10 protein-coding genes are annotated in these 12717 nt (G+C 30.9%); 9 read left to right on the plus strand and 1 reads right to left on the minus strand.

Annotation, left to right across the window (positions count from 1 at the left end):
* Positions 1–84: 84 nt before the first annotated feature.
* The 4 genes from J3477_RS20110 (at position 85) to J3477_RS20125 (ending at position 5848) form a co-directional block, all read left to right on the plus strand.
* Positions 85–2280 (plus strand): DNA topoisomerase III, encoded by a 2196-nt coding sequence (locus tag J3477_RS20110; protein WP_206871782.1) that lies wholly within the window; start codon positions 85–87, stop codon positions 2278–2280.
* Between the two features lie 166 nt (positions 2281–2446).
* Positions 2447–2968 (plus strand): DUF1648 domain-containing protein, encoded by a 522-nt coding sequence (locus tag J3477_RS20115; RefSeq protein WP_206871784.1) that lies wholly within the window; start codon positions 2447–2449, stop codon positions 2966–2968.
* A 259-nt stretch (positions 2969–3227) separates the two neighbouring features.
* The gene (locus tag J3477_RS20120; RefSeq protein ID WP_206871786.1) at positions 3228–4577 is read left to right on the plus strand and encodes a 6-phospho-beta-glucosidase; all 1350 of its coding nucleotides are present in this window, start codon (positions 3228–3230) and stop codon (positions 4575–4577) included.
* Positions 4578–4738: 161 nt separating this feature from the next.
* Entirely contained in the window at positions 4739–5848 is a 1110-nt protein-coding gene (locus tag J3477_RS20125; RefSeq protein WP_206871788.1) for an FtsW/RodA/SpoVE family cell cycle protein, read from the plus strand.
* A 161-nt stretch (positions 5849–6009) separates the two neighbouring features.
* Here J3477_RS20125 and J3477_RS20130 read toward each other — a convergent pair whose 3' ends face one another.
* Entirely contained in the window at positions 6010–6588 is a 579-nt protein-coding gene (locus J3477_RS20130) for an HD domain-containing protein (RefSeq protein WP_206871790.1), read from the minus strand.
* A 218-nt stretch (positions 6589–6806) separates the two neighbouring features.
* Between J3477_RS20130 and J3477_RS20135 the strand changes: the two genes are divergently transcribed.
* The 5 genes from J3477_RS20135 (at position 6807) to J3477_RS20155 (ending at position 12315) form a co-directional block, all read left to right on the plus strand.
* Entirely contained in the window at positions 6807–7991 is a 1185-nt protein-coding gene (locus J3477_RS20135) for an MFS transporter (RefSeq protein ID WP_206871791.1), read from the plus strand.
* 162 nt (positions 7992–8153) lie between these two features.
* A complete protein-coding gene (locus J3477_RS20140; protein ID WP_183279427.1) occupies positions 8154–8894 on the plus strand; it encodes a MurR/RpiR family transcriptional regulator in 741 nt (246 codons plus the stop codon).
* A gap of 280 nt (positions 8895–9174) precedes the next feature.
* The gene (locus J3477_RS20145) at positions 9175–9414 is read left to right on the plus strand and encodes a hypothetical protein (RefSeq protein WP_183279426.1); all 240 of its coding nucleotides are present in this window, start codon (positions 9175–9177) and stop codon (positions 9412–9414) included.
* Between the two features lie 372 nt (positions 9415–9786).
* Complete coding sequence (locus J3477_RS20150) at positions 9787–10089, plus strand: PTS sugar transporter subunit IIB (protein WP_206871793.1); 303 nt, start codon at positions 9787–9789, stop codon at positions 10087–10089.
* Positions 10090–10296: 207 nt separating this feature from the next.
* Positions 10297–12315, plus strand: a complete 2019-nt coding sequence (locus tag J3477_RS20155) for a methyl-accepting chemotaxis protein (protein ID WP_206871795.1) — start codon at positions 10297–10299, stop codon at positions 12313–12315.
* Positions 12316–12717: the final 402 nt, after the last annotated feature.

The raw sequence follows: 12717 nt of genomic DNA on the forward strand, positions 1-12717 counted from the left end.
ATAGAGAGATTGAATTGATAATTACTAGTTAAAAAGAGTTCTTTGTGGTAATATAAGCATAGAAAAATTGAAAGGGTTGTTGATATGAGTAAGATAGTAGTACTAGCAGAAAAACCATCAGTAGCTAGGGAAATTGCAAGAGTTTTAAAGTGTGGGAAAAAAGGTAATGGATATTTAGAAGGAGAAAAATATATAATTACTTGGGCATTGGGACATTTAGTTACCCTTGCAGATCCAGAAGCTTATGATGATAAATATAAAAGTTGGAAGCTAGAAGATCTTCCTATGCTTCCTGATCATTTAAAACTTGTGGTTATAAAGCAAAGTGGTAAGCAGTTTAATGCCGTTAAAGAGCAATTAAATAGAAAAGATGTAACTGAAATTGTAATAGCAACTGATGCTGGACGTGAAGGTGAATTGGTTGCAAGATGGATTATAGAAAAGGCTAGAGTTAACAAGCCTATAAAAAGATTATGGATATCATCGCAAACAGATAAAGCTATATTAGAGGGCTTTAGGAGTCTAAAACCAGGATCTCAATATGATAATTTATATAAAGCAGCTGCTTGTAGAGCAGAGGCAGACTGGGTTGTAGGTCTTAATATAACCAGAGCACTTACATGTAAGCATAATGCACAGCTTACTGCAGGTCGAGTTCAATCAGCTACTTTAGCTATGATAGTAAATCGTGAAGAAGAGATAAAGAGCTTTAAACCAAAGGATTATTTTACTATAAGTGCAAAAGCTAAAGGATTTACTCTCAGCTGGAGAGATAAAAATAACAATGGTAGTATTTTTGAAGAGGATAAGGCAAATAAAATAATTTCAGCAGTTAAAGGAAAAGAGGCTAATGTAATTGATGTTATTGAGAGCAATAAGAAGCAATTTGCTCCTGCACTTTATGATTTAACTGAGCTTCAGAGGGATGCCAACAGAATATTTGGATATTCAGCAAAGCAAACTTTATCAATAATGCAGAGATTATATGAGAATTATAAGATACTTACTTATCCTAGAACAGATTCAAGATATATTTCCAGTGATATAGTGGCTACTTTGCCAGAAAGACTTAAAGCTATTTCTATAAGTAATTATAGAGCTGCTGCCACTGAGATTTTAAATGGTAAGATAAATGCTCATAAAGGCTTTGTAGATAACAGCAAGGTAAGTGATCACCATGCTATTATTCCTACAGAAGAAAAAGTTAATCTAGCTGTGCTAAGCAGTGAAGAAAGACATATCTATGACTTAGTTGTTAAGAGATTTTTAGCTGTCATGTTGCCTCCATATGAGTATATACAAACTACAATAACAGCAGATATAAGCGGAGAAACCTTTGTAGCTAAAGGTAATGTTATAAAATCTAAGGGTTGGAAGAAGGTTTATGATAGAGTAGATGATCTTGCAGATGATGAAGATGAAAAAGATAGCCAGGAACTACCTGCTGTAAAGAAAGGGGATAAACTTCCTATACTATCAGTGGATAGCAAGAAACAGCAAACTAAACCACCAGCAAGATTTAATGAAGGTACTTTACTTTCAGCTATGGAGAAGCCTCATAAGTATGTAGCTGTAGATAAGGTCTCTGCTAAAACTCTAGGTGAAACTGGTGGTATAGGAACGGTTGCCACAAGAGCAGATATAATAGAAAAATTATATAACATGTTCTATATTGAGAAGAGCGGAAAAGACATAATTCCAACCTCAAAGGGAAAACAGCTTATAGAATTAGTGCCAGAGGAACTTAAATCTCCTTTAATGACTGCTAAGTGGGAGCTTGAGCTTGACCTTATAAGTAAGGGCAAGAAAAATCCTAAGGTTTTCACAGAAGAAATGAGAGACTATGCAAAAGAGTTAGTTCAAGATGTTAAAGGAAGTAGTGATAAGTTTAGACATGATAATGTTACTGGTAAGAAGTGTCCTGACTGTGGCAAGTATATGCTAGAAGTAAGTGGAAAGAACGGGAAGATGCTAGTTTGCCAGGATAGAGAATGCGGCCATAGAGAAAACTTAAGTAAGTTTACTAATGCAAGATGTCCAGAGTGTCACAAAAAGCTGGAGCTTAGGGGCCAAGGGGAAGGGCAGATATATGTATGTGCTAATACTAACTGTAGTTTTAGAGAGAAAGCGAGCTCTTTTAATAAGAGATTTGACAAGAAATCAGATAAAGTAAATAAAAAAGAAGTTTCAAACATAATGAAGAAGATGAAGAAAGAAAGCGATGCTCCTATAAACAATGCTTTCGCAGATCTTATGTCAATGTTTGGGAAAGAAGAATAGTATATACTTGAAGCTAATGGTTAAGTTTAGTACTTTAATGAACAAAATCAAGAAATATAGGCAAATATCAAGGTATTCTTAAAGATATAAGTTTTGAAATTATATTGAACAGCAATTATTATTAACTTATATTATGGTTGGAATTTATATTTAGGAGATGAATTTCATGTCTGAATCCTTTGGTAATGGAAGTAATAAAAGACCTATATTAAAGATACCTTATTCAATTTTAGAGAGAGTATTAGAAATAATTTCAATTGCGGCTATAGTTGTGGTAATAGGAATGCTTACAGCTTGCTGGGATAGAATACCACAGCATATAGCTACTCATTTTGGAATAACAGGAGAGCCTGATGGCTGGGGAAGTAAGAATACTTTACTTATAATGCCTATAATATCAATATTCTTCTATGTGTTATTGACAACATTGAGTAAGTTTCCCCATGTTTTCAACTATGTAGTGGATATAAATGAGATAAATGCAAGAGATCAGTATAGTAATGCAAGAAGGCTCATGATTTTTATAAAAACTGAGTTGCTGGTATATCTTTCAATAATGCAGTATAATTCTTTAATGGTAGCATTAGGTAATACAAACAACTTAGGAATAGTGATCTTGCCATTGTTTATTTTAACTATCTTTGGAACTGTAGTTTATTTTATTAAAAAGTCATTAAACTACAAATAATTATTTAAATAATAAGCATGACAGGCTGTAAAACAATTTTGTTTTACAGCCTTTGTACGTTTAAAATGGAGAAGTTGCCTTCAATTAAGAATTTTTAACTATAAATATTAAAAATTTTCATAAATAGAAACCACAAAACAAATAGCTTGATTTATAATATTATTAAGGAATAAAATTAATTTAGATCGTATTAATATATAAATAGAGATTAAACATTACAAAGATGAATACGATTACTTATATTTTAGGAGGGTGTAAAATGAATAAGAAAGGTTTGAAGATAGTTACTATAGGGGGAGGGTCAAGCTACACACCAGAATTGGTTGAAGGTTTGATTAAGAGATATAATGAACTTCCTGTTACAGAATACTGGTTGGTGGACATTGAAGAAGGAAAAGAAAAATTAGAGATAGTAGGTAATTTAGCTAAAAGAATGGTAGAAAAAGCTGGAGTTCCGATGGAAATCCATATGACTTTAGATAGAAGAGAGGCATTAAAGGATGCTGACTTTGTTACAACTCAACTACGTGTAGGCTTACTCCCAGCTCGTGCTAAGGATGAAAGAATTCCTTTAAGTCATGGATTTTTGGGACAAGAAACTAATGGAGCAGGTGGATTGTTCAAGGCATTGAGAACTGTTCCAGTTATACTTGATATTGCAAAGGAAATGAAAGAGCTTTGCCCAAATGCATGGCTTATAAACTTTACAAATCCTGCCGGAATAGTTACGGAAGCATTATTAAGATATGGAGAGCATAAAAAAGTTATTGGAGTATGTAATGTGCCAATAGGACTTGAGTTCTCAATAGCAGCATTGCTTGGTGTGGAGCACTCAAGAATAAGAATAGATTTTGCTGGTCTTAACCATATGGTTTACGGTGAAAGAGTTTACTTAGATGGCAAAGATATAACTGATGAAGTTATGGAAAAAATGCTTGATCCAAACAATGAAAGTCCAACTATGGCAAATATAAAAGCAATGCAATGGGAACCTGAGTTCATTAGAGCATTGAAACTTATACCTTGCCCATATCACAGATATTACTATAAAAGAGGCGATATGCTTAAGGAAGAACTAGAAAGCTATTCTAAAGGACAAACTCGTGCTGAAGTGGTGATGCAAGTTGAGAAGGAATTGTTTGAACTATATAAGGATGTTAATTTAGCTGTAAAACCTGAACAATTATCCAAACGTGGAGGAGCTCATTATTCAGATGTTGCATGCAATGTAATAAATGCAATATATAATGATAAGGATACTGTGATAGCTGTAAATACAAGAAATGGCAATACTTTGAGCAATTTTGATGGGGATTCTGCCGTTGAAGTAAGTTGTTATGTTGGAAAAGAGGGACCAAAGCCTGTTGAAACAGTAACTGATCTTCCAATTGTAGTACAAGGACTTACTGCACAAATTAAAGCTTTTGAAAGATTAGCAGCAGAAGCTGCATACACTGGAAATTATGACACTGCTTTATTGGCGATGGTTACTAATCCTTTAGTTAGTGATGATCTAAAAGGTAAAGAATTATTAGATGAAATGCTAGTTGCTCATAAAGATCATTTACCTCAATTTAAACAAGTTATAGATAAATTAGAGAATAAATAAGATAATATAGTTAAAGATAAAAGTGCTCAAGCAAATAGCTTGAGCACTTTTATCTTTAATTTCAATACTAACATTAAATATACAAATCATATATTATACTATTATTGCCTAAAAAGGTATATAATATATATTAAGGTGTTTTGTGAGAGGTGATATAAAGTATGATAAAGAGCTTATTTTTAGATAGGAAAACACTAAAAGAACTAGATTTTAGCATCATAATTACTGTTATACTAATTGTTTTATTTGGAGCATATAATATTGCTACTTGTAGTAGTAAAGGAAATCAACAGGTGAAGTGGCTTATATTATCTTTAGCCATCTCTTACATAGTATTGTTAATTGATTATGTAGATTTAAAGATATATGTGAAGATATTTTATTGGTTGTGTATGATACTGCTTTTATACACACTTTATTTTGGAAGAACAATAAATGGGGCAACAGGGTGGATTCATGTTGGCTTTTATATACAACCAGCAGAGATAGCTAAAATTGCACTGATTATGATGCTTGGTATAAAGCTTGAGGATATGGAGTTTAAGGTCAATAATATAAAAAATCTTATAATACTAGGTATATATTGTGCTATTCCAATGGTACTTATAATTAAGCAACCAGATATGGGAATGACAATGGTACTTTTTTTTATAGTATTAGGAGTAGCTTTTGCAGCAAAGCTTAATCTTAAGATTTTAGCAGCAGGAATTTTAATTGTGATCATATCTGTAGTTGGTATATGGAACTCAGGACATTTTATTAAGGACTACCAAAAGGGAAGAATAATTGCTTTTTTAGATCCAGAATCTTATGCATTAGGGGATGGATATCAATTACTTCAAGCAATGACTGGTGTTGGTTCAGGAGGATTTTTTGGAAAGAAGTTTACTGTTGAAAATCAAGCAAATGCTAATTATGTGGCAAATAATGTGCCAGAGCCTCAAACAGATTTTATATTTGCAGTTACTACAGAAAACTTTGGAACTGTAGGAGCAATTGTACTGTTAAGTCTTTATGGATTTTTGATATACAGAATTATAGCGATAGCTAAAAAAGCTAAAGATGGATTTGGTATGATTTTTTCAGTAGGAATGGCTACTTACTTTACCTTTGCTATTTTACAAAATGCAGGTATGTCTATAGGTATTATGCCTATAACTGGAATAACCTTACCACTCACTAGTTATGGTGGGAGTTCACTTCTTACTACTGTTGTATCAATTGCTTTAGTTTTAAACATAGGAATGAGAAGAAAGAAGATAGTTTTTTAGGTACATCCATAATTGAAATAACTGAAAGGGAAATATATAATATAGACATTTAGGCTATGTCTGTACAATATATTTCCCTTTTTAAATGATAAGTAAAGTAAAAAATTTCAATCTACTATATTTCAATAGTTTTATTAGCCATTGTCAACAATAAGTATATTCTAAACGACACCTCTTAAACCTATATCATCTGCGGCTTTTTGCATACCTTTTATTGTTTCTTCTATAATTTTATCTATTTCTATACCTAGCTTTTCTGCACCTTTTGTTATAACCTCTCTATTAACTCCAGCTGCAAAACCTTTTTGTTTCCATTTCTTTTTTACAGACTTAACTTCTAGATCTAAAACACTTTTACTAGGTCTAAGCAAGCAGGTTGCTGTTATAAGACCTGTAAGCTCATCAGTAGTATAGAGAATTTTCTCCATGGTCTCTATAGGCTCTATATCATTAACTAGACCATAGCCGTGGCTTTGAATAGCTCTTATATAAGCTTCAGGCCAGTTTCTTTCTTCAAGGATTTCTCTTGCTTTAAAGCAGTGTTCTTCTGGATACATCTCATAATCCAAATCATGAAGTAATCCGATAATTCCCCATTTTTCAGGGTCTTCATTATAAATTTCTGAAAAATGTCTCATTACAGCCTCTACTGATAAAGCGTGTGTTAATAGACTTTCAGTTTTATTAAATTCTTTTAGAAGAATTAAAGCTTCTTCTCTGGTTGGAGTTTTTGCTGACATTGTAAATCACCCTTTCTTAGTTGCTACAAATAAGCAGTTGTTATTAAAAAAATTAATTTATATAAAATACTAGTAATACTACAAGCATTTGTCAAGTTTTTCAAGAAGATTTTATGAATGTGATAAAAAAGAATGTAGATAATAAAAATGAGTTGTAATCTATACTGTCTAAATATTATTGCAACACATATAGTTTTAGGATCACAGAGGAGGGCAAAATGTGTAGAGAGGCGAAATTACTTTTAGTAGTTAGTACAATTTTTACATTAGGTATGGGATTATCAGGTATATTTGCTAATATATTTTTCTGGAGAGAAACCGGAAATTTTATTGTAATTGCAATATATAATTTAATGCATTATATATTTACGCCTGTATCTTTCATAATTGCAGGATATATAGCTAAAAAGAAAAATGGAATATGGGCCTTAAGAATAGGATTGTTATTATATGCTGTGTTCTACGTATTGATATTGTTAATAGGGAAAAATGGAGTTGGAGCTATATACTTTTTAGGTGTTATATATGGATTTGCTTGTGGTTTTTATTGGCTAGCTTTTAATACTTTGAGTTTTGATTTTACCTGTCCTACTAATAGAGATACCTTCAATGGTTATAATGGTAGCTGCTGCGGATTTGCCAGCATAGTTGCTCCTATAACTTCAGCATACATAATAAGTAGATTTCAGGGGATAAAAGGGTACACTATAGTCTTTGCTATAACTTTAGCTTTGTTTATAATATTGATGTTTATAAGTTTCACCTTAAAGTGTAAAAATTGCGGCAGTAAATTAAACTTGAGGGTTGCTTTTTTAAAAAATAATAATGATTGGGCGATGATTCGAAAAGCTACTATGTGTTGGGGCTTTAGAGATGTTATTATAGTATTTATAGTGAACTTGTTAATTTTTCAAAATACAGGCAGTGAATTATCACTTGGTAAGCTGTCGTTGATAGGTGCATTTATTTCATCATTATCTTATATGCTGGTGCAAAGAATAATAAAGCCTAAAAGGCGAAGAATGGCAATATTTATTGGAGGTATGTCAGCTCTAATAGGTGCTTTGTTGATTTCTTTTAGAATTAGTTATATTACATTACTCATTTATATAGTTATGGATTCATTCTTTTTGCCGTTCTTCATGATTCAATTATCGTCTACTACCTTTAATGTAATAGATAAATCTCATGAAGGAGACTTGAGAGTGGAGTATATGATAAATAAAGACATAGTACTTAATTTGGGAAGAATAATTAGTACTATTATTCTTGTAGCTTTACTTTCCATGTTTAAGCATTATAATGTTTTAAATATATATTTAATTATAATAGGGACTACACCATTGATATCAGGATATTTTTTGTCTAGATTAAAAAATATTTTAGATGGGAAGATAAAATAAGATTCATTTAAATTTTGGGGGGATTTTTTTGGAAAAATCTATAGTAATATGTGCATATGGCAATGTAGCAGTGGAACTTTGTAAAATATATTTTCATATCTGTAAATTAACCTTTGAAATTACATAAGTAAAGAGGTACTATTTAATTAAGGAGTGGTTGATGTGTTTAGTGCTGAAAATATTGCGAATTTAAACGAACTAGAGTTAGACTTATATAAGTATGTAATTGAAAATATGAATAAAGTAATGTATATGAGAATAAGGGAATTAGCACAAGAAACTCACGTTTCCACAACTACTATACTTAGGTTTTGTAGAAATATGGGATGTGAGGGGTTTTCTGATTTTAAGGTTAAGTTAAAGATGCATGTGAAAGAAAACAATAGTAAGATTCTTGATAATAGCATCAACGCTATAGAAGAGTTTATGGAAAGATCTTTAAATGGCGATTTGGATGAAAGTATATTGAAAGCTGCTCAGCTTATAGCTGATTATAATAATGTAATCTTTATAGGAATTGGGAACTCAGGCTTTATAGCAGGGTATGGAGCGCGATATATGTCAAGTTTAGGAAAGTTTGCGATGCATATAGATGATCCTTATTTCCCACTTATAGGGGAAATGGTCAGTAATAGTGTAACTATAGCACTGTCTGTTTCTGGTGAAACTGATTCATCTTTAAGACTTGTTAATCTATTAAAGTCTAAAGGAAGCAAGATTATTTCAATAACAAACAGAAAAAGTTCAACTTTGTCAAAGCTTTCCGATGTTAATATATCATATTACATAAGTACAGAAAATTTTTTAGATAATGCTTTAGAGTATAGAGATGTTACTTCTCAAGTACCTACTGTATATATAATCGAAGCATTAGCTAGAGAAGTCAATAGATTGTTGCTTTAAATAACAGCATGTTTCCTATATGTATCATTTTACAATTTGAGTTATATATAACAAAATTGTTTTAAACCTTTACATAAATATTGAGAAATTATATAATAATTTATATAGAGTATTTTAATATTCTAATTTGTATATTTAATTCTAAAAATTAGAATTAAAGAATAGTATATAAAAGGTTTATACAAAATACATATACAAAAATGTATATAGTACAAGCTGTATATTATCTTTATAAGACTAGTTAGGTTTATTTTATAAATATATCTTAGGAGGAATGTAGATGAATACTTATGTAGCAGAACTAAATTGTGCACAGTTAAAGCAGTTGGTGGAGTTTTTTGATAATTATCAAGATGATAATATAAAATGCACCATTAAAGAAAATGTAAGCAAAATTAAGGCAACAATGGATGTAGAAACAAGTCTTCCAAAAGATAAGTTGGAATCATACTTAAAAACAACATTTAAGAATAAGTCAAAGTTTGGAATGGCATTGTATTTCGCGATATATGTAAAATAATGAACTAAAGAGGATGTATAATAACATCCTTTTATTTTTTACCGCATACGAAAATATAAATTTAAATATGAACTGGTTTATCTATATATAACTTCAAGCAATTTGAATAGGTTTTTAGGTAATACAGTAAAAAAACAAAACTTATTCGCCTGCCAGAATTTCTTCACGTACGTTCGAAAAAGGCAGATGCGTTAAAAAACTCACTGAAGAAGGGCGCTTCAGCAATTTTTTATGTAACAACATGTTTTTTTTAGTTACAATTTTACAAAACAATATGCTTGTTACATAAAATTATAAAACATTTACATAAGGAAATTTACGAATATATAATTGACTTATACCATTTTGTTTGGTTCTATTAGGGGGGATTTTATGAAGAGGATACTTATTGTTTGTGCAGCGGGGATGTCTACCAGTTTATTAGTTAACAAAATGATGAGTGCTGCAAACGATAGAAATATAGATATAGAGATATTTGCTTTACCCATCTCGAAGTGCGCCAATGTAGGCAGTACAGTAGATGCAGTTCTTCTTGGTCCTCAAGTTAAGTTTTTAAAGGGACAAGTTGATAAGATAATAAAAGGCAGAGTTCCTGTTGTTGTAATTGATATGAAGGACTACAGTATGATGGATGGTAAGGTAGTTCTAGATAAAACTCTAGCTCTACTAAAATAGAATTTTTAAAAAACAAAATATTCGTCTGTCGAGGTTTATTGTTTATCTTCAAAAGGTCAGATGGTCAAAAAAATCACTAAGAAATAGCTTAGCGATTTTTTTTATTTACATGTTTACGAAACAAAAAATATTTAAGGGTAAATTAGATGTAAAAAAATGAAGAAAAATGTCGATAATTAATTATATTAAACCTCAGGAGGACATTTTATGACTAAACTTAAGAAAAACAAAGGAATATGGAATTTAAAACTTAGAAGCATTCGTGTAAAGTTAGTACTTATGTTAATTTTTATTTGCCAAGTTCCTTTAATAACATTTGGGCTTTCAGCTTATAACAAATCAAATAAAATACTATTTGATAAGCTTAAGACTACTACTAATCAAGAATTAGAATTAGTTGATGGATCAATTGATAATTACTTTAAAGGCATTATTTCAAATACTACGATGCTTTCTAATAATGTGGATTTTAAAGAAATTATGCTTCAGCCAGAATATGAGGGGGATGCTCTTGGAATAGAGAAAGAATTAAAAGAAAGTAACGAAGATATAGAACAAGTAATATTTTCTACTGTAGATAAAAAGGTTATAAGATACCCTGAACGTAAGGTAGATCCTAACTATGATCCAACTGTAAGGCCTTGGTATAAAGGCGCAATAGAAAATGAAGGCAATGTAACGTTCTCTCAACCTTATAAATCTACTACAGGTAACTTTGTTATATCAGTATCCAAGACTGTAAGTAATAATGGCTCTGTAGTAGGAGTTGTTTCAGTAGATATAGATTTAAGTAACATATCTAAAGGGATGGGAAAGATTAAGATTGGAAATGATGGCTATGTATTTATAAGCGATGCACAAGGATTAATGATATCACATCCAGATAAATCACTGTTAGGCGGAGATATTAATACAAAGCTTGGTTATTGGGAAGAGGTCAAGAAGAATCCTAGGGGCTTTACCCAGTATGAAGATAAGGGAGAAGAGACATTTGTAAGCTATAATACCAATGCTATGACTGGGTGGAAGATAATGGCATCTATGAAAGAGAGCGAATTAAAGAATGATACAAATCCTATCACTAAGCTTCTTATAGCCTTTTTCATTATAGTTCTACCTATAAACATACTAGTAGCATCTTTATTTAGTAGAGTTATTAATAAGAGTATAAAGAAGTTAAAAGAAGTATTTAATAAGGCATCATCAGGAGACTTAACTGAAAGAATTAACATTAATTCAAAGGATGAGTTTGAAGAGTTAGCAGACAGCTTTAACCAAATGACTGATGGGATATGCATTTTAATAGGGAATGTAAAACAGTCTTCAGACACGATTAATAAGACATCAGTATCAATTGCTTTAATGAGTGATCAGACTGCAAATGCCATAGATGATATAGCGAAAACTATTGACCAAGTTGCCTCAGGAAGTACTGAGCAAGCTAGGGACATTGAAGATGGAGTATCAGATTTACAATCATTGGTATCTAAGCTTCAAGAAATAGGTGATCAAGCACGAAGTATGTATAAGATATCTGGAAATACAGATGAAATGACTAAAGATGGTTTAGTTGTAATGGATATGTTATCTACTAAATCTTTAGATACCGAAGAGGCATCTAATAAGATAGAAGTTGCAGTAAAAGATATGAGTGAAGCTTCAAGTAATATCAAGGCTATAACTAAAAGTATCAATGAAATTGCTGAACAAACTAATTTATTAGCATTAAATGCAGCAATTGAAGCTGCTAGAGCTGGCGAAGCTGGTAAAGGATTTTCTATAGTAGCTGATGAGATAAGAAAACTTGCTGAGCAGTCAACTGTAGCAACTAAAGATATTGAAGTGCTTATAGATAAAGTAGATGATAAATCAAAAGTTGCTGTTATAGCAGTAAGTAATGCGAAGGCAACTATAAAAGAACAAGGAGAGGCTGTAAATAAAACTAAGATTACCTTCAAGGATATAGCTGATGCAATTAACAACTTAGTTATCATGATTAATAGTGTCCAGTCATCCATTGAGGGTATTAATAAAGATAAAAATTCAATAATGGAGAAAATGCAGAATCTCTCAGCAATATCTGAACAAACAGCCGCAAGTACGGAAGAAGTTTCTGCAGCAACGGAAGAAGTCTCTGCCTCTATGGACGAGTTCAGTGACAATGCTAAAAATCTTAAGATTTTGTCAGAAAACTTAGAAAGTGATATAAATAAGTTTAAAATTTAGTATTAATAATATTTATTGAAAATAGAAAAAGTTATATAATAAATAATTGGGAAAATCAGCATAAGTGTATATTTATGCTGATTTTTTTGTGATTACAACAGCTTATGTTTATTTAATAATAATTATTATGCATTCTGAATTTTAATAAAAAATTTTTTTATATTAAATAATTAATTAAAATTATTTCTTTCCAGTTATTAAAAATATTGTTATAATGTCGATATATATATGTAAATGTTGATATAAGTCTAAATGTATTATTTTTGTAAGGGGATTTTTAATATATTATTAAGGCTGTATAGTGAAAAGTTATGGTTTGAATAGGAAAACAATACTTGAATTGTGTATCAAATTTAAGTTTAAAAATTAATAGCTAGTTTGCACTTAGGTTTTTATCAATAT

This window comes from Clostridium zeae, assembly GCF_017312485.1.
GTDB lineage: Bacteria > Bacillota > Clostridia > Clostridiales > Clostridiaceae > Clostridium_AR > Clostridium_AR zeae.

Coding starts and splice junctions, on each gene's coding strand:
- J3477_RS20115 (WP_206871784.1), top strand. CDS start 2,447: ATGTCTGAATCCTTTGGTAATGGAAGTAATAAAAGACCTATATTAAAG.
- J3477_RS20125 (WP_206871788.1), top strand. CDS start 4,739: ATGATAAAGAGCTTATTTTTAGATAGGAAAACACTAAAAGAACTAGAT.
- J3477_RS20145 (WP_183279426.1), top strand. CDS start 9,175: ATGAATACTTATGTAGCAGAACTAAATTGTGCACAGTTAAAGCAGTTG.
- J3477_RS20135 (WP_206871791.1), top strand. CDS start 6,807: ATGTGTAGAGAGGCGAAATTACTTTTAGTAGTTAGTACAATTTTTACA.
- J3477_RS20150 (WP_206871793.1), top strand. CDS start 9,787: ATGAAGAGGATACTTATTGTTTGTGCAGCGGGGATGTCTACCAGTTTA.
- J3477_RS20130 (WP_206871790.1), bottom strand. CDS start 6,588: ATGTCAGCAAAAACTCCAACCAGAGAAGAAGCTTTAATTCTTCTAAAA.
- J3477_RS20110 (WP_206871782.1), top strand. CDS start 85: ATGAGTAAGATAGTAGTACTAGCAGAAAAACCATCAGTAGCTAGGGAA.
- J3477_RS20155 (WP_206871795.1), top strand. CDS start 10,297: ATGACTAAACTTAAGAAAAACAAAGGAATATGGAATTTAAAACTTAGA.
- J3477_RS20120 (WP_206871786.1), top strand. CDS start 3,228: ATGAATAAGAAAGGTTTGAAGATAGTTACTATAGGGGGAGGGTCAAGC.